14 protein-coding genes are annotated in these 17,980 nt (G+C 72.2%); 6 read left to right on the forward strand and 8 right to left on the reverse strand.

Going from position 1 to position 17,980, the window contains the following annotated elements; all coding sequences use genetic code 11:
• Positions 1 to 3: 3 nt before the first annotated feature.
• Positions 4 to 1,836, reverse strand: a complete 1,833-nt coding sequence (locus tag ACFTXQ_RS14325; RefSeq protein ID WP_382640171.1) for an AMP-dependent synthetase/ligase — start codon at positions 1,834 to 1,836, stop codon at positions 4 to 6.
• 85 nt (positions 1,837 to 1,921) lie between these two features.
• Here ACFTXQ_RS14325 and ACFTXQ_RS14330 point away from each other — a divergent pair, with 85 nt between their 5' ends.
• The 5 genes from ACFTXQ_RS14330 (at position 1,922) to ACFTXQ_RS14350 (ending at position 8,624) form a co-directional block, all read left to right on the forward strand.
• Positions 1,922 to 2,650: a MerR family transcriptional regulator gene (locus ACFTXQ_RS14330; RefSeq protein ID WP_382640174.1), complete on the forward strand. Its 729-nt coding sequence runs from the start codon at positions 1,922 to 1,924 to the stop codon at positions 2,648 to 2,650.
• A gap of 47 nt (positions 2,651 to 2,697) precedes the next feature.
• Entirely contained in the window at positions 2,698 to 3,972 is a 1,275-nt protein-coding gene (locus tag ACFTXQ_RS14335; RefSeq protein WP_382640176.1) for an SGNH/GDSL hydrolase family protein, read from the forward strand.
• Between the two features lie 133 nt (positions 3,973 to 4,105).
• A complete protein-coding gene (locus tag ACFTXQ_RS14340; RefSeq protein ID WP_382640179.1) occupies positions 4,106 to 4,933 on the forward strand; it encodes an FAD binding domain-containing protein in 828 nt (275 codons plus the stop codon).
• Entirely contained in the window at positions 4,930 to 7,656 is a 2,727-nt protein-coding gene (locus ACFTXQ_RS14345) for a molybdopterin-dependent oxidoreductase (protein WP_382640182.1), read from the forward strand. The genes ACFTXQ_RS14340 and ACFTXQ_RS14345 overlap by 4 nt, the downstream gene beginning before the upstream one ends.
• Entirely contained in the window at positions 7,653 to 8,624 is a 972-nt protein-coding gene (locus tag ACFTXQ_RS14350; RefSeq protein ID WP_382640185.1) for an antibiotic biosynthesis monooxygenase, read from the forward strand. Before ACFTXQ_RS14345 ends, ACFTXQ_RS14350 begins: the two co-directional genes overlap by 4 nt.
• Positions 8,625 to 8,668: 44 nt before the next feature.
• Here the strand turns inward: ACFTXQ_RS14350 and ACFTXQ_RS14355 are convergent, their stop codons facing one another.
• From ACFTXQ_RS14355 to ACFTXQ_RS14380, 6 genes are all read right to left on the reverse strand, one after another.
• A complete protein-coding gene (locus ACFTXQ_RS14355) occupies positions 8,669 to 10,840 on the reverse strand; it encodes a 3-hydroxyacyl-CoA dehydrogenase NAD-binding domain-containing protein (protein ID WP_382640188.1) in 2,172 nt (723 codons plus the stop codon).
• 109 nt (positions 10,841 to 10,949) lie between these two features.
• Complete coding sequence (locus ACFTXQ_RS14360; protein WP_382640191.1) at positions 10,950 to 12,164, reverse strand: acetyl-CoA C-acetyltransferase; 1,215 nt, start codon at positions 12,162 to 12,164, stop codon at positions 10,950 to 10,952.
• A gap of 22 nt (positions 12,165 to 12,186) precedes the next feature.
• Positions 12,187 to 13,329, reverse strand: coding sequence for an acyl-CoA dehydrogenase family protein (locus ACFTXQ_RS14365; protein ID WP_382640194.1), 1,143 nt, complete (start codon positions 13,327 to 13,329; stop codon positions 12,187 to 12,189).
• Positions 13,330 to 13,340: 11 nt separating this feature from the next.
• The gene (locus tag ACFTXQ_RS14370; protein ID WP_382640197.1) at positions 13,341 to 14,366 is read right to left on the reverse strand and encodes an LLM class F420-dependent oxidoreductase; all 1,026 of its coding nucleotides are present in this window, start codon (positions 14,364 to 14,366) and stop codon (positions 13,341 to 13,343) included.
• The gene (locus ACFTXQ_RS14375; protein WP_382640200.1) at positions 14,366 to 15,496 is read right to left on the reverse strand and encodes a CaiB/BaiF CoA transferase family protein; all 1,131 of its coding nucleotides are present in this window, start codon (positions 15,494 to 15,496) and stop codon (positions 14,366 to 14,368) included. Before ACFTXQ_RS14375 ends, ACFTXQ_RS14370 begins: the two co-directional genes overlap by 1 nt.
• A gap of 94 nt (positions 15,497 to 15,590) precedes the next feature.
• Positions 15,591 to 15,992, reverse strand: coding sequence for an MmcQ/YjbR family DNA-binding protein (locus ACFTXQ_RS14380; protein ID WP_382640203.1), 402 nt, complete (start codon positions 15,990 to 15,992; stop codon positions 15,591 to 15,593).
• Positions 15,993 to 16,085: 93 nt separating this feature from the next.
• Between ACFTXQ_RS14380 and ACFTXQ_RS14385 the strand changes: the two genes are divergently transcribed.
• Positions 16,086 to 17,294, forward strand: a complete 1,209-nt coding sequence (locus ACFTXQ_RS14385; protein WP_382640206.1) for a saccharopine dehydrogenase family protein — start codon at positions 16,086 to 16,088, stop codon at positions 17,292 to 17,294.
• A gap of 1 nt (position 17,295) precedes the next feature.
• Here ACFTXQ_RS14385 and ACFTXQ_RS14390 read toward each other — a convergent pair whose 3' ends face one another.
• The gene (locus tag ACFTXQ_RS14390; protein WP_382640209.1) at positions 17,296 to 17,976 is read right to left on the reverse strand and encodes an endonuclease V; all 681 of its coding nucleotides are present in this window, start codon (positions 17,974 to 17,976) and stop codon (positions 17,296 to 17,298) included.
• Positions 17,977 to 17,980 lie beyond the last annotated feature (4 nt).

Here is a 17,980-nt window from a genome sequence, read left to right on the forward strand (position 1 = left end):
GGGTTACGGGGCTTCGTACGAGTCCGCGTACAGGCCGTCGATCAGCGCGCCGTACTTCTCGCGGATCACCCGGCGGCGGAGCTTGAGCGAGGGGGTCAGCTCGCCGGTCTCGGGCCCCCACTCCCCGGTGAGCAGCCGGTAGCGCTTGATCTGCTCGGTCCGGTTGAGCCGCGCGTTGGCGGTCTCGACGGCCCGGGCTATCTCCGCCCGTACGGCGGGGTCCTCGGCGAGCTCGGCCATGGAGGCGGCCTCGATGCCCCGGGCCGCGGCCCATACCGGCGCCAGCTCCGGGTCCAGGACCAGCAGGGCGACGAGGTAGGAGCGGCCGTCGCCGTGGACCAGGGCCTGGCCGATCAGCGGGTGCTCCTTGACGGTGTTCTCCACGAGCGCCGGGGAGACGTTCTTGCCGTTCGAGGTGATGATCAGTTCCTTCTTGCGGTCCGTCAGCCAGAGGAAGCCGTCCTCGTCGAGCCGGCCGACGTCCCCGGTCGGGAACCAGCCCTCCGCGTCGGACGCGCTCTCCACCGAGCCGTCGGGCCGCAGGTAGCCGTCGAAGACGGTCGCGCCGCGCGTGAGGATCTCGCCGTCCTCGGCGAGCCGCAGCTCCAGCCCCTCGATGGGGCGGCCCACCGAGCCGAGCCGGAAGCCGTCGGGGCTGTTGACCGTGCACACGCCGGAGGTCTCGGTCAGCCCCCACGCGTCCATGATGGTGATCCCCCAGCCCGCCCAGAAGCGGACCACGTCGATCGGCATCGGCGCGGTCGCGCTGGCCGTCCAGACGAGCCGGTCCAGGCCCGCCAGGCCCAGCAGCGGGTCGAGCACCTGCTCCTTCGCCCTCGCGTACGAGGCTTCGAGCGCGGGCGGCACCGCCTGCCCGCGCTCCCGGTGGCCGGCCCGCGCCCGGGCGAGGTCGTTCGCTGCCTCGATGGCCTCGCGCTGCTCCCGCGGGAGCTGCGCGAGGACCGCCCGTACGGAGGCGGCGAGCTTCTCCCAGACCCGGGGCACGCCGAAGAACTGCACGGGGTGCAGTTCGCGGACGGCGCCGGACACGGCGGTGGGGTCGGCGCACAGCCGCACGTGCGCGGCGCGCAGCAGGGGCAGGTAGATGCCCAGCACCCGCTCGGCGATGTGCGCGAAGGGCAGGTAGCAGATGTGCTCGGCGTGCTCGGGGAGGTCCACGTTCCGGTCGAGGCGCACGGCCTGGAGCAGGATATTGCGGTGGGTCAGCCGGACGCCCTTGGGGTCGCCGGTGGTGCCCGAGGTGTAGACGACGGTCAGGGGGTCCTCGGGGCGGGTCTCCTGCCAGGCCTTGTCGAAGGCGTCGGGGCGGTGCAGGCGGGCTCCGCTCGCGTACAGGGAGCCGTAGGTGCGGTGCGGGCCGGCCTCCGCGGCCTCGGCCACGACCAGCCGCTCCAGGGGGACCCCGGCGTCGGCCAGCAGCGGCTCCCAGCGGGCGAGTTCGCGGGCGCCCTCGACCACGGCGACCCTGGCCCGGCTGTGGCGGGCGATGTGGGCGATCTGCTGGGGCGCGGAGGTCCCGTACACGGTGACGGGGACGGCGCCGAGGTGGACGAGGGCGAGGTCGCTGAGCCAGTGCTCGGGGCGGTTGCCCATCATCAGCAGGACGTGGTCGCCGCGCCCGACGCCGAGCGCGGCGTAGCCGGAGGCGAGGACGGCGACCTTGCGGCGCACCTCGCTCCAGCCGAGGGTCTCCCAGCCCTCGCCGGCACGCCACGACAGGGCGGGCAGGTCCCCGTACTCGGCGGCGTTGCGGGCCAGCAATGCGGGGAGGGTGAGCTCCTCGGGGCGTCCGGGCAGTCGCAGTTTCGTGGTCATGGGCAGCTCCTGGCCGTTTCACATCGTTGGTGCGACAGCAATACTGTTGAACCCAAGCCGTTGAGCAGAGAGCGAGGCGCAGACGATGGCCGACCAGGCACCCGAGCCGATGCTCACCGTCGACGAGCTGGCGGCCAGGGCGGGCGTCACCGTCCGTACCGTACGGTTCTACAGCACGCGCGGGCTTTTGCCCCCTCCCGTGATCGGCCCTCGTCGGGTGGGCCACTACGGCCCCGAGCACCTCTCCCGGCTGGCGCTGATCGAGGAGTTGCAGCACCAGGGCATGACCCTGTCCGCGTGTCAGCGCTACCTGGACGCGCTGCCGGACGATCTGAGCGCGCACGATCTGGCGATCCACCGGGCGCTGGTGGCCAGTTGGGCCCCGGATTCGGCGCAGGAGGTGTCAAGGGCGGAGCTGGAGAAGCGGGCCGGGCGGAGCCTGTCGGACTCCGATGTGCGGCGGCTGACGGCGATGAACGTCCTCTCCGCCTCGGGGGACGGGTTCCGGGTGGACGTGGGGCTGCTGCGGCTGGGGGTGGCGCTGCTCGACGTGCCGATCGCGCACGAGACGATCCTGGCGGCGCGCAAGGTGCTGGTGGAGCACACCAGGTCGGCGGCGCACGAACTGACGGCGCTGTTCCGGGACGAGGTGTGGGGACCGTTCACCCAGGGCGAGAGCGATCCGGAGCGGGTGGAGTCGATGAAGGCGCTGTCGGCGCACATGCAGCCGATGGTGGTGCAGGCCCTGGTGACGGCCTTCCAGCGGTCCTTGAAGGAGGAGCTGCGGGCGGCGTTCGTCTCCGGCGGGGAATGAGGGCCGCCACGTTGTCACATCTGCCCGCCGGGGCGGGTCAAGGAGGCATGGACACCAAGAAGATCGCTCTCGCCGCCCCGCTCGCCGCCGCCCTGCTGGCCGTGACCGCCGCCTCGCCCGCCGGCGCGTACGGCTCCCCCTGGCACAGTGCCTGGGCCTCCTCCCCGCAGGCTCCCGCCCACACCTCCTGGTACCCCAACTGGTCCGAGCAGGGCTTCGCCGACCAGTCCGTACGCCAGGTGGTCCGCGTCGGCGCGGAGGGCTCGGAGGTGCGGATCCGGCTGACCAACGCCTACGGGAAGACGCCGCTGCGGCTCACCGGCGCGACGGTCGCCAGGAGCGCCGGGGGCGCGGCCGTACAGCAGGACACGGTGCGCACGCTGACGTTCCGGGGGTCGGGCGGCGTGACCGTCCCGGCGGGCGGGGAGCTGTCGAGCGACCCGGTCGCCCTGCCCGTCCGGGCGTTCGAGGAACTCACCGTCACCTTCTGGTTCCAGGGGCCCACCGGTCCGGCCACCTTCCACAACGTCGCCATGACCACGAGTTACCGGGCGGCCGGGGACCACCGGCGCGACGCGGCGGGGGACGCGTTCACCGACCGCAGCTGGTCCTGGTACTACCTGGCCGGTGTCGACGTGAAGAACCGCGACCGCGACCGCGGCCGCGGCGGCGAACGCGGGGCCGTGGTGACCTTCGGAGACTCCCTCACCGACGGTTTCGGCTCGACCCCGGGCGCCAACCGCCGCTACCCGGACCTGCTCGCCGAGCGCCTCGCGGAGAGCGGCGCCGCCCGTCCCGTGCTCAACGCGGGCATCGGCGGCAACAAGGTGCTGACCGGCTCGGAGTGCTTCGGCGAGAGTGCCCTCTCCCGGTTCCGGCGCGACGCCCTCGGCCGTCCCGACGTACGCACGGTGATCGTCCTCGAGGGCACGAACGACATCGTGCAGCCCGACGTGCCCGCCGACCACTGCACGGCGGGCAGCCCCCGGGTGACCGCCGAGCAGATCATCGCCGGTCACCTGCAGCTCATCCGCGAGGCCCACACCCGCGGGGTCAGGGTCGTCGGCGCCACCATCCCGCCGTACCGGGGCTTCCCCGCCTGGAACAAGGCCTCCGACGACGTGCGGATCGCCGTCAACACCTGGATCCGCACGAGCGGCGCGTACGACGGCGTCGCCGACTTCGACCGGGTCCTCGCGGACGGCTCCGACCCGGCCGGCGATGCCATCAAGGAGGAGTACGTGCTGGAGATGGACCACCTCCACCTCAAGGACGCCGGCTACAAGGCGATGGCCGACGCCGTGGACCTGAACACGCTCTGACAGGCGCACGGGCACCGGGCCGGTCCTGCCGAGCGGGGCCGGCCCGGCCTGAGTACGCTGGAAAGGAATCTCCGCGCCCGCCGGTCCTGCCTCGGTCAGTTCACGCTCACCGTCGTGAGGGAGATCGATTCCCGTGGACCTCAACACCATCACCGAAGTCGTCCGGCTGCCGTCCGAGCGTCCCGGCACGGACTGGCGGGAGGGCGACGCCTGGCTCGCGGGCGGCACGTGGCTGTTCTCCGCGGAGCAGCCGCACCTGCGCCGCCTGGTCGACCTGACGGCCCTGCCCTGGGAATCCCTCGTCCCGGGCGACGCCGGCCTGGAGATCGGTGCCACCTGCACCATCCGCGACCTGTACGCCTTCGCACCGCCGGCGGAGTGGACCGCCGGCCCCCTCATCAGGACCTCCTGCGAGGCGTTCCTGTCCTCCTTCAAGGTCTGGAACGCGGCGACCGTCGGCGGAAACATCTGCATGTCCCTCCCGGCCGGACCGATGATCACGCTCACGGTGGCGCTGGAGGCACGCTACGAGCTGTGGGCCCCCGACGGGTCGGTGCGCACCGTGGACGCCCTCGACTTCGTGACCGGGAACAACCGCAACGTCCTCGCGCCCGGGGAGCTGCTGCGCCGCATCGACGTTCCGGCGCACGCCCTGGGCAAACGCGCCGCGCACCGCCGCTTCACCCTGACCCACCTCGGCCGTTCGACCGTGTTCCTCATCGGTACGCACACGCCCGGCACCAGCAACCTGCTGCTCACCGTCACCGCCGGCACCACACGGCCGGTGCGGTTCGCCTTCGACTCCATGCCCGATGCCGCCACCCTGCGGCAGAGCATCGACGCCATCCCCGCCGACGTCTGGTTCGCCGACCCCAACGGGACCCCGGACCACCGCCGGCACCTGACGGAGCACTTCGCCGAGGAGATCCGCCGCGAACTCATGGAGGGGAGTGCGGCATGACGTACACCGTGAACGGCGAGAGCTTCGCCGAGGAACCCGCCCCCGGCCAGTGCCTGCGCACGTTCCTGCGGGCGCTCGGCCACTTCGGCGTCAAGAAGGGCTGCGACGCCGGCGACTGCGGCGCCTGCACGGTGTGGCTGGACGGCCGGCCCGTGCACAGCTGCATCACCCCCGCGTTCCGCGCGGACGGCCGCGAGGTGACCACCATCGAAGGGCTCGGCACACCCGGCGACCTGCATCCGGTGCAGCGGCAGTTCCGTGACGCCCCCGGGTTCCAGTGCGGCTTCTGCACCGCGGGGATGATCATGACCTCGGCGACGTTCACCGAGGAGCAGAAGGCCGACCTGCCGAGGGCGCTGAAGGGCAACCTGTGCCGCTGCACCGGCTACCGGTCGATCGAGGACGCCGTGCGGGGCGTCACCGGCGTGCAGACCGCGGCGCCGGGCAAGGCCGTCGGGACGAGCGTCGGCGCGCCGGCGGCCGAGGAAGTGGTGACCGGCCGCGCCGAGTTCACGATGGACACCCGCATGGAGGGCATGCTGCACCTCAAGGTGCTGCACTCGCCCCACGCGCACGCCCGGATCCTGTCGATCGACAAGACCGCCGCCCTCGCGGTCCCCGGCGTGCACCGCGTCTACACCTGGCAGGACGTGCCGCGCAGGCGGTTCACCACGGCGATCCACACCGACCACCTGGTCGATCCGGACGACACCTACATCCTCGACGACACGGTCCGCTTCGTGGGCCAGCGCGTCGCCGTCGTCCTCGCCGACACGGTCGGGGCGGCCGAGGAGGGCTGCCGCAAGCTGGCCGTCGAGTACGAGGTGCTGCCGGCGGTCTTCGACCCCGAGGAGGCCATGGCCGACGGGGCACCGCAACTGCACGGCTCGGAGGACCCGTTCGTCCGCGACTCCGTCCACAACCTCCTGCTGGAGATCCACTCCGACATCGGCGACGTGGACGCGGGCTTCGCCGCGGCCGACGTGATCCACGAGGGCACGTACGTCTCACCGCGCGTGCAGCACGCGCACCTGGAGACCCACGGCTCGATCGCCTGGATGGAGGGCGGCCGGCTGAACGTGCGCACCAGTTCGCAGTCCCCGTCGATCGCCAAGGTCAAACTGGAGTACCTGTTCGCGCTCCGCCCCGACCAGCTCCGCGTGTTCTGCAAGCGCGTCGGCGGTGGGTTCGGCGGCAAGCAGGAGGTCATCGCGGAGGACCTGGTCGCACTCGCGGCCCTGGACACCGGGCGTCCCGTCTGCCTCGAGTACACGCGCGAGGAGGAGTTCACAACGGCTTCGCCGCGGCACCCGATGAAACTGACGGTCAAACTCGGCGCGAAGGCGGACGGCACGCTCACGGCCTTCCAGGTCCGCAACATGTCCAACACCGGCGCCTACGGCAACCACGGCGGCGAGACGCTCTTCGCGGGCGGGGCCGCCGTCATGATCTACCGCTGCCCCAACAAGCGGTACGACGCCTACTCCGTCTACACCAACACCGTTCCGAGCGGCGCGCTGCGCGGCTACGGGATGACCCAGCCGGCCTTCGCCGTGGAGTGCGCGATGGACGAGCTGGCCCTCGCCCTGCACATGGATCCGCTCGATCTGCGCCGCCGCAACATCGTGCGCCCGGGCGATCCGCTCGTCGCCATGCACGAGGGCCCCGACGACGTGATGTTCAACGAGGACGGACTCGCCAAGTGCATCGACCTGGTGGCCGGCGCCCTGGCCCGTACGGCCGATCAGCCCTCCCCCGGCCCGGGGTGGCTCGTCGGGGTCGGTGTCGCGAGTTCCCTGCACGAGACGGCGCCCCCCACCGAGCACATATCGGAGGCCTGGATCACCCTCGGCGACGACCTCGTGTACGAACTTGCCGTCGGCACCGTCGAATTCGGGGAGGGCACCTCGACGGCGCACGTCCAGATCGCGGCCAACCAGCTGGGTACGACCCCGTCCCGGATCCGCCTGGTGCAGTCCGACACCGACCGCACGGGGTTCGACACGGGCGCCTTCGCCAGCGCGGGCCTCTTCGTGGCGGGCAACGCGGTGCTCCGCGCCGCCAACGCGGTGCGCGACCGCATCCTGGAGTTCGCCGCCGCGCACACGGGCGTCCACCCCGTGATGTGCTCGATGGACGACGAGGACGTCGTCTGCGGGGACGAGCGCGTCCCGCTGGCCGAACTGGTCGCGCTGGCCCGGGCCCGCGGCATCCGCTTCACCGCCGCCCGCAAGGCCTACGGCTCGCCGCGCAGCGTCACCTCCAACACCCAGGGCTTCCGCATCGCCGTCCACCAGGTCACGGGTGAGATCCGCATCCTGCACAGCGTCCATGCCGCCGACGCCGGTGTGCTCATCAACCCGGAGCAGGTCCGGGGACAGGTGGACGGCGGGGTCGCCCAGGGCGTCGGATTCGCGCTGACGGAGAACTACCTGATCGACGCGGACGGCGCCATGGTCAACCCGAACCTGCGCAACTACCGGATCCCCACCTACGCCGACGTCCCCCGCACCGAGCTGCTCCTGGTGGGTTCGTCCGACTCCGTCGGGGCCATGCACTCGAAGGGGATGGCGGAATGCTGCATCAACCCGGTGGCCCCCGCGCTGGCGAACGCGCTCCGCGATGCCACCGGCGTCCGCTACCGCGAGCTGCCCCTCACGCCGGAAAGGATCTACAGCCGGCTGAGTGAGAGCCGGTCGGCGGCGACGGGCCCGAGACGATGACCACCGAGGAGCGGGCGGAGGCGGCGGCCACCGTCATCATCGGCCGCAGGGTCCGCCCCGGCATGGAGCGGCAGTACGAGAAGTGGCAGGAGGGCGTCAACGCCGCCGCCGCCCGCTACGCCGGGCACCTGGGCGCCGAGGTGTCCCCGCCGACGGAGCTGCAGCCCGACTGGGTCGTCGTCTACCGCTTCGACTCGGTGGCCCATCTGCAGGCGTGGATCAACGGCGCGACCCGGCAGAGGCTGCTCGACATCGGTGAGGAGCTCTTCGACGGTCCCGCGACCCAGCAGGTGATCAGCGGCGGCACCCAGCCGACGGACCCGCTCGTGACCGTGGTGGTGACCCACCGTGTCCACCCGGACCAGGTCGAGGACTTCCTCGCCTGGCAGCGCCGCATGAGCGAGGAGGAGGGCAAGTTCGACGGGTTCCGCGGGACCGAGCTCTTCCGTCCCATCGAGGGCCTCCAGGACGAGTGGACCACCCTGTACCGCTACGACAACGCCGAACACCTCGATGCCTGGCTGACGTCGGCGAAACGGCGGGAGATCCTCGCCGAAGGGGAGAAGTTCAACGACTTCAAACTGCGTACGATCGACAACTCGTTCGGCAGCTGGTTCGCCTTCGAGGAGAACGGCAGGGAGGCACCGCCGCCCTCGGACACCAAGACCGCCATCGCCGTCTGGGTCGGCCTGTACCCGACCGTCGTGCTGCTGGCGCTCGCCCTGTCGCCGCTGAAGCTGCCGATCTGGCTCGGACTGCTCGTGGGCAACCTGCTGTCGAGCCTCGCCATGACCTTCTTCACGATGCCGTACTACGTGAACCGGCTGCTCAAGCGGTGGCTGTGGCCCCCGCCGGACGAACCGGCCGCGCGGACCAACCTCGTCGGCCTCGGCCTGGTCTTCGCGGCGCTGGCGTTCTGGGTGGTCGTCTTCTACCTCGTGACACGGCAGTTCTGGACGCTGCCCTGAGAACGGGGGAGGCGGGGAGGCCGGCCGGCCTCCCCGCCCCGTCGTCAGTCGCTGTAGGTCTCGCCCCGCTCGGCCTTCGCCACCAGGGAGGCGGGCGGGGTGAAGCGCTCGCCGTAGGTGTCGGCGAGCTCCCGGGCGCGGGCTACGAAGCCGGACAGGCCGCCCTCGTAGCCGTTGATGTACTGGATCACACCGCCGGTCCAGGCCGGGAAGCCGATGCCCATGATGGAGCCGATGTTCGCGTCGGCGATCGAGGTCAGCACGCCCTCGTCGAGGCAGCGGACGGTGTCCAGGGCCTCGGAGAAGAGCATCCGCTCCTTCATGTCCTCGAAGGGGATGTCGGCGTCCGGCTTGGCGAAGTGCTCGCGCAGGCCCGGCCAGATGCGGGCGCGCTTGCCGCTCTCGTCGTACTCGTAGAAGCCGGCCCCGCCGCTGCGGCCCGGACGGCCGAACTCGTCGACCATGCGGTCGATGACGTAGTCGGCGGGGTGCTCGGCCCACGCCCGGCCCTCGGCCTCGAAGGCCTTGCGCGTCTCGTTGCGGATCTTGCGCGGGAGGGTGAGGGTCAGCTCGTCCATCAGGGAGAGCACCTTGGCCGGGTACCCGGCCTGCGCCGCGGCCTGCTCGATGGAGGCGGGCTCGATGCCCTCGCCGACCATGGCCACGCCCTCGTTGATGAACTGGCCGATGACGCGCGAGGTGAAGAAGCCGCGCGAGTCGTTGACCACGATCGGGGTCTTGTTGATCTGGCGGACCAGGTCGAAGGCGCGGGCGATGGCCTCGTCGCCGGTCTGCGCGCCCTTGATGATCTCGACCAGCGGCATCTTGTCGACGGGCGAGAAGAAGTGCAGGCCGATGAAGTCGGCGGGGCGCGAAACCCCCTCCGCCAGACCGGAGATGGGCAGGGTGGAGGTGTTGGAGCAGAGCAGCGCGTCGGGCTCGATGACGCCCTGGACCTCCTGGAACACCTTGTGCTTGAGGGCCGTGTCCTCGAAGACGGCCTCGATGACGGCGTCGCAGCCCGCCAGGTCGGCCGCGTCGGCGGTCGGCGTGATCCGGGCGAGCAGCTCCTCGCGCTGGGCCTCGGTCGTACGGCCGCGGGAGACGGCCTTGTCGAGCAGCTTCTGCGAGTACGCCTTGCCCTTGGCTGCGGCTTCGGCGGAGACGTCCTTGAGGACCACCTCGATGCCCGCGCGGGCGCAGGAGTAGGCGATGCCCGCGCCCATCATCCCGGCGCCGAGCACCGCGACCTTGCGGACCGTGCGGGGCTCGACGCCCCGGGGGCGGCTGCGGCCCGCGTTGACGGCCTGGAGGTCGAAGAAGAACGCCTGGATCATGTTCTTGGCGGTCTGCCCGGTGACCAGCTCGGTGAAGTAGCGGGCCTCGATGGTCAGCGCGGTCTCGAAGTCCACCTGGGATCCCTCGACGGCGCAGGCCAGGATGTTGCGCGGGGCCGGGTACGGGGCCCCGTTCAGCTGCTTCTTGAGGTTCGCGGGGAAGGCCGGGAGGTTGGCGGCGAACTTCGGGTTCGACGGGGTCCCGCCGGGGATGCGGTAGCCGGGGACGTCCCACGGCTGCTGCGACTGCGGGTTCGCGTCGATGAAGGCGCGGGCCTTGGCGAGCATCTCCTCGGGGGTGGCGGCCAGTTCGTGGACCAGGCCGTTCTCCAGGGCGCGCCGGGGGTTGTACTGGGTCCCCTGGAGCAGCACCTTCAGCAGGGCGTCGGCGATGCCCATCAGGCGCACGGTGCGGGTGACGCCGCCGCCGGCCGGGAGCAGGCCGAGGGTGACCTCGGGCAGGCCGATCTTGGAGCCCGGCACGTCGAGGGCGACGCGGTGGTGGGAGGCGAGGCAGATCTCGTACCCGCCGCCCAGGGCGGCACCGTTGATGGCGGCGACCACGGGCACGCCGAGGGTCTCGATGCGGCGCAGCGAGCGCTTGATGGCGGTGCCGGTGTCGAAGGCGAGGCCGGCGTCCTCGGGGCGGAGCCGGATCATGTCCTTGAGGTCACCCCCCGCGAAGAAGGTCTTCTTGGCGGAGGTGTAGATGATGCCGCGGATGGAGTCCTTCTCGGCCTCGGCGCGGTCGGCGATGGCCGCGATGGAGTCCTTGAAGGCCTGGTTCATGGTGTTGGCGGACTGGCCGGGGTCGTCGAGGACCAGGGTGACGACGCCGGTCTCGTCCTGTTCCCAGCGGATGGTGCGGGTCTCGGTCATGGGGTGGGTCTCCGTGGAAGTCTGGTTCGGCAGGGCCGGGCGGAAGGGGGCCGGGGTCGTCCCGGCTCGGGCGCTGCGCGGCGGCCGGGGCCTCCGCTGCGCCGCACGGCTACAGGCGTTCGACGATGGTGGCTACGCCCATGCCGCCGCCGACGCAGAGGGTGACGAGCCCGTAGCGCTTGTCCTGGCGCTCCAGTTCGTCGATGACGGTGCCGAGCAGCATCGCGCCGGTGGCGCCGAGCGGGTGCCCGAGCGCGATGGCGCCGCCGTTGACGTTGACCTTGTCCAGGGAGACGCCCATGTCCTTGACGAAGCGCAGGACGACGCCTGCGAAGGCCTCGTTCATCTCGATGAGGTCGATGTCGTCGATGGTCAGGCCGGCCTTGGCGAGGGCCTTGCGGGTGGCGGGGGCGGGGCCGGTGAGCATGATGGTGGGCTCGGAGCCGGAGACGGCGGCCGAGACGATCCGGGCGCGCGGTGTCAGCCCGTTCCGCTCGCCCGCCTCGCGGGTGCCGATGGCGACGAGTGCGGAGCCGTCGACGATGCCGGAGGAGTTGCCCGCGTGGTGGACGTGGTCGATCTTCTCGATCCAGTGGTACTTCTGCAGGGCGACGGCGTCGAATCCGCCGAGGTCGCCGATGTCGGCGAAGGAGGGCTTGAGCTTGGCGAGGGTGTCGGCCGTCGTGCCGGGGCGGACGAACTCCTCGTGGTCCAGGACGACCAGGCCGTTGCGGTCGGTGACCGGGACGACGGACCGCGCGAAGCGGCCGTCCTTGATGGCGGTGGCGGCACGCTCCTGGGAGAGGGCGGCGTACTCGTCCACATCGCGCCGGGAGAATCCCTCGATGGTGGCGATCAGGTCGGCGCCGATGCCCTGCGGGACGAAGCCGGTGTCCCAGTTGGTCATCGGGTCGGCGAACCAGGCGCCGCCGTCGGAGGCCATGGGGACGCGGGACATGGACTCCACGCCGCCCGCGAGGACGAGGTCCTCCCAGCCGGAGCGCACCTTGGCGGCGGCCAGGTTGACGGCCTCCAGGCCCGACGCGCAGAAGCGGTTCTCCTGGACGCCGGCCACGGTGTCCGGCAGCCCGGCGGCGATGGCCGCGATGCGGGCGATGTCGGAGCCCTGGTCGCCGACCGGGCCGACGACGCCGAGCACGATGTCGTCGATGGCGGCCGGGTCCAGGCCGGGGTTGCGCTCGCGCAGGGCGTGGATGAGGCCGACGACCAGGTCGATCGGCTTCGTGCCGTGCAGGGCGCCGTTGGCCTTGCCGCGGCCGCGCGGGGTGCGGATCGCGTCGTATACGTAAGCTTCGGTGCTCACTGGTCAAGCCTTTCGAGGGGAGTTAGCCGAGCAGGGAACGTCCGATGATCTCTTTCATGATCTCGGTCGTGCCGCCGTAGATGGTCTGGATGCGGCCGTCGGTGAAGGCCCGCGCGACCCGGTATTCGGTCATGTATCCGTATCCGCCGTGCAGTTGCAGGCAGCGGTCGGCGACGCGCTTCTGGAGTTCGGTGGCCCACCACTTGGCCATCGAGGCGTGGACGTGGTCCAGTTCGCCGTTGGAGTGGTCGGTGATGCAGCGGTCGAGGAACGTGCGGGTGACCGCGCACTCGGTGGCCATCTCGGCGATCTCGAAGCGGATGTGCTGGAGCCGGGACAGCGGCCGGCCGAAGGCCTCGCGCTCCTTGACGTACTGGGTGGTGATCTCCAGCAGGTACTCGGCGGCGGCGATGCCGGCCATCGCGATGCCCATCCGCTCCTGCGCGAGGTTGGTCATCAGGTGGACGAAGGCGCCGTTCAGCTCGCCGAGCAGGTTCTCCTTGGGGACGCGTACGTCGTGGAAGAACAGTTCCGCGGTGTCCTGCGCCTTCTGGCCGATCTTGTCGAGGTTGCGGCCGCGCTCGAAGCCCTCCATGCCGCGCTCGACGACCAGCAGCGACAGGCCGTGCGCCCCGCCCTCGGGCGTGGTCTTCGCGACGACGATCACCAGGTCGGCGAGGATGCCGTTGGAGATGAACGTCTTGGAGCCGTTGAGGACCCAGTGGTCCCCGCGGTCCTCGGCGGTGCTCCGGATCCCCTGGAGGTCGGAGCCCGCGCCGGGCTCGGTCATCGCGATGGCGGTGACGGTCTCCCCGGAGCAGAATCCGGGCAGCCAGCGGCGCTTCTGCTCCTCGGTGGCCAGCGAGGTCAGGTAGGGGCCGATGATGTCGTTGTGCAGGCCGATGGCGAGTCCGGCGGCCCCGGCCCGGGTGAACTCCTCGGCGATCACGGCGGCGTAGCGGAAGTCGGTGTTCCCGCCGCCCCCGTACTCCTCCGGGACGGCGAGGCCGAGCAGCCCCTGCCGGCCGGCGGCCCGCCAGGCCTCGCGGCTGACGATGCCGTCCTTCTCCCACTGCTCGTAGTGCGGCAGCACCTCCTTGTTCAGGAAGGTGCGGACGGTCTCGCGGAACGCCTCGTGGTCGGCGTCGAAGATCTGGCGCTTCATCGGTCGGCTCCCTACAGCCAGTTCTTGACGGTTTCGATCAGCCGGGCCGGGTCGGCGCCGACGGGCGTGACGTTGAGCATGGTGACGCCGGCCTCGCGGAAGGCCTCGACACGCTCGCGCACGTAGCCTTCGGGCCCGCACAGCGTCATCAGCTCGCAGAACTCGTCCGGGACGGCGGCCGCGGCGTCGCGCTTGCGCCCGGAGAGGTACAGCTCCTGGATCCTGCGGGCTTCCTCCTCGTAGCCGTAGGCCACGGCGAGGTCGTTGTAGAAGTTCTTGCCGACCGCGCCCATGCCGCCGACGTACAGGGCGATCTGCGGGCGCGCGAGGTCCCGTACGGCGGCGGCGTCCTCGCCGATGGCGAGCAGGCCGCCCGCCACGGTCTGCAGCGGGCCGAGCTCCGCGGGCCTCTTGCCCGCGCCCTCGGCGAGGGCGCCGCCCCACACCGCGCCGGCCTTCTCGGGGATGAAGAGGGTGGGCAGCCAGCCGTCGGCGATCTCGGCGGTCAGCCGCACGTTGGCCGGGCCGAGCGAGGCGATGTAGACGGGGACGGTGTCGCGGACCGGCCGGGTCAGGATCTTCAGCGGCTTGCCGTGCCGGCCGCCCTTTTCGGGCGGCAGCGGCATGTCGGTGATGCCGTGGTGGTCGATCGTCTCGCGGCGCCAGATGCGGCGGCACAGTTCGACGGTCTCGCGGGTTCGGCCGAGCGGTTTGTCGTACGGCTTCCCGTGCCAGCCCTCCACCACCTGCGGGCCGGAGGCGCCGAGACCGAGCAGCGCCCGGCCGCCCGAGACCGCGTCCAGGCCGGCGGCGGTCTGTGCGATGAGGCCGGGGGTGCGCGAGTAGACGTTGAGGATGGCCGAGCCGATCTTCATCCGCTCGGTGCGGGCGGCGAGGTAGCCCATGATCGTCGGGGAGTCGAAGCCCCAGGCCTCGGCGACCCACACGGCGTCGAGCCCGGCCGCTTCCAGCGCGGCGGCCTGGTCGGCGGCCCGGCGCGGGTCCCCGGCGTAGTCGAGCATCATCGACAGCTCCATCACGCCTCCTTGCCGAGCAGGGCCGGTACGTCCCAGTCGGCGGCCACGGACGCGGTGTCCGCCCCCGGCCGGGCGGGGCCGGAGGTCACCGCCACCGGGGTCGCGGAGAAGCGGGGAGCCGGGGCGGGCTGGGTGATCCCGCCGAAGTCGGTGAAGGTCCCGCGGGCGGCGAGGTGGGGGTGGTGCGGGGCCTCGCGCAGCGAGAGCACGGGCGCCACGCAGGCGTCGGTGCCCTCGAAGACCGCCGTCCACTCCTCGCGCGTACGGGACTTGAAGCGCGCGGCCACGGCCTCGCGCAGCTCGCCCCAGCGGGCGAGGTCCTTGCGGGCCGGGGCCTCGTCCTTGATGCCGAGGAGGTCCACGAAGGTGTCGTAGAACTGCTGCTCCAGCGCCCCGACCGCCATGTACCCGCCGTCGGAGGTCTCGTAGGTGCCGTAGAAGGGGCAGCCTCCGTCGAGGAGGTTGGCGCCGCGCCGGTCCTGCCAGCCGCCGGCCGCCACCATGCCGTGGATCATCGCGGTGAGGTGGGCGGTCCCGTCGACGATGGCCGCGTCGACGACCTGCCCGGCGCCGCCGGGGGTGCGGGCGTGCTGGAGGGCGGCGAGGACGCCGATCACCAGGTACAGGGAGCCGCCCGCGTAGTCGCCGACGAGGTTGGCGGGCACGGCGGGGGGCTCGCCCGGGTTGCCGATCATGCCGAGCGCCCCGGTGAGGGCGATGTACGCGATGTCGTGCCCGGCGGTGTGCGCGAGCGGGCCCTCCTGGCCCCACCCGGTCATCCGGCCGTAGACCAGCCGCGGGTTGCGCGCGTGGCAGTCGGCCGGGCCGACGCCGAGCCGCTCGGCGACCCCGGGGCGGAAGCCCTCGATGAGGACGTCGGCGCGCTCGACCAGGTCGAGGACCCGGGCGGGGCCGTCGGCGGACTTGAGGTCGACCAGCACGGAGCGCTTGTTCCGGTTGGTGACGTCGTAGGCCGGATCGACCGCGAGGCCGCCACCGCCCGGCCGGTCCACCCGTACGACGTCGGCGCCCAGGTCGGCGAGGAGCATGGCGGCGAACGGGCCGGGGCCGATGCCCGCCAGTTCGACGACGCGCACCCCGGCGAGCGGGCCGTTCCCTGTCACTGCCATCGAGCCCCCAGCGTTGTCGAGCACACGGTGTGACACAACTGATGTAACACCAGTGATGCTAGGAACGTGTCCCGCTCAGCACAAGAGCAAGCGCTTAGCCGTTTGCGGCGATGCGGGCGTCCAGCTCCTTGACGTGCCGTTTGAGGGCCACCGTCCGGTAACTCTCCTCCACCCATTCGCACAGCACCTGGAGCGACGGCGCCCCCTTCACCCCCATCGGCACCGAGACCCAGCCGGAGCGGCCCAGGCCGTATCCGGTGGGCTCCGCGCCGGGCGCGGCCATCGCGTGCCCGTGCAGCGCCTCGTCCTTGAGCTTCACGGACAGCCCCGGCGGCCGGTCCCCGTCCACGTCGCCCAGGAAGACGAAGATCTTCTTGTTGACCTTCACCACGCAGTCCTCGGGCCCCCACGGGTGGTCCTCGACCGCCTCCGGGAGCCCCCGTGCGAACTCCCGCACCGCTTCCCACTTGCGCACCGCAGCCTGTCCGGCCTTCATGACGCCTCCCGCCACCGCTGGTCCCACCTGCCCGCACGGACAGCCTGTCCTCACGCTAGCCTCAGCCCCCGACAACAGCTGGGAGGAGCGGTCATGAACGCACGGGTCCGGCAGGACCATTCGGAACGGCCCTACGACGTCGTGCTGTTCGGGGCGACCGGGTTCGTGGGGGCGCTGACCGCCGAGTACCTCGCCGCGCACGCCCCCGCGGGCTGCCGGTGGGCGCTGGCCGGGCGGGACCGGGCCAAGCTGGAGCGGCTGCGCGAGCGGCTGGCCGCGCTCGACCCGGCCTGCGCGGCGGTGGAGCTGCTGCAGGCGGACGCCTCCGACCCGGAGGCGGTACGCGAACTGGCCGCCTCCACACGGGTCCTGGCCACGACCGTGGGACCGTACGTCTGGTACGGCACGGAGCTGGTCGCGGCCTGCGCGGAGGCGGGCACGGACTACGTGGACCTCACCGGGGAGCCCGAGTTCGTGGACCGGACGTACGTGGAGCACGACGCGCGGGCCCGGGAGACGGGGGCACGGCTCGTGCACGCCTGCGGCTTCGACTCGATCCCGGCCGACCTGGGGGCGTACTTCACCGTGGGGCAGCTCCCGGAGGGGGTGCCGCTGCGGGTCGACGGGTTCCTGCGGTCCAACGCGCTCTTCTCCGGCGGCACGCTGGCCTCCGCGCTCACCGCGGTCAGTCGCGGCCCGCAGACCCTCGCGGCCGCCCGCGCCCGCCGGCTGCACGAGCCCCGGCTGCTGGGGCGGCGGGCGCGCGGCCCGGTGGGGGCGCCCCGGTTCAGCCGGGAGACCGGGACGTGGGCGGTGCCGCTGCCCGTGCTGGACCCGGCGGTCGTGGCCCGGTCGGCGGCCGCCCTGGAGCGGTACGGCCCCGACTTCCGCTACCGGCACTACGCCTCGGTCCGGCACCTTCCCTTCGCGGTGGGCGGCACGGCGGCGGTCGGCGCGACAGTGGCGCTGGCCCAGATCCCGCCGGCCCGGCGCTGGCTGATGAACCGCTGGGAGGCGGGGCAGGGTCCGGACGCGGAGCGGCGGGCGCGCAGCTGGTTCACGGTGCGGTTCGTGGGCGAGGGCGGCGGCCGCCGCGTGTTCACGGAGGTGTCCGGCGGCGACCCGGGGTACGGGGACACCGCGAAGATGCTGGCGGAGTCGGCGCTGTGCCTGGCCTACGACGCCCTGCCCGAGGCCGCCGGCCAGCTGACGACGGCCGTGGCGATGGGCGACGCGCTGATCGACCGCCTGCGGAAGGCGGGGATCACCTTCCGCGTGGTGGACGTGCGGGACGCCGGCTGAGTCACCCAGCGGCTTCGCGCAGGGCGCGGCGGCACAGGGAATCGGCGTGCCGGGTGGTCTCCGGGATCCGGAAGCGGGGGCTGAGGGCGAGGGTGTGGGCGCAGGCGTTGTCCAGCGAGACGCGGTTTCCGACGGAGACGTAGACCGGCTTGACGCCGTCCTGGGTCCGCAGCGCCCGGCCGACCTCGGTGCCGTCGGCCGCGAGCAGCGGGGCCGCGTCGCCGCGCCGGGCGCCCGGTTCCTCGTGGGTGAAGGTGAAGGGGTTCTTCGCGACGCCGATGGCCGGGATGCCGGTGACCACGCCGAGGTGGCAGGCGAGTCCGAAGCCGCGGGGGTGGGCGAGCCCGTAGCCGTCGCAGACGACGAGCCCGGGCACGGCGGTGAGGGAGTCGAGGGCGGCCAGTACGGTCGGCAGCTCGCGGAACGCGAGCAGCCCGGGCACGTAGGGGAAGCTGACGTGCCCGACGGCGGTGGCCTCCTCGACGACCTCCAGGGTGGCGGCGTCGAGCACCACGGCCGCGGCGGCGACGAGGTCGCGCTCGTCGTCGTAGGCCACGTCGACTCCCGCGACCAGTCCGCGGCCGGGCGGCGGGCCGGGTTCGGTGAGCACGACCTGATGGCGCAGTACGTCCTGTATCGCCCGGGCCTCGGCCTCGTCGGCGGGGGTCTTCACACTCGTCATGATG

Source organism: Streptomyces sp. NPDC057010 (assembly GCF_042673805.1).
Classification (GTDB): Bacteria; Actinomycetota; Actinomycetes; order Streptomycetales; family Streptomycetaceae; genus Streptomyces.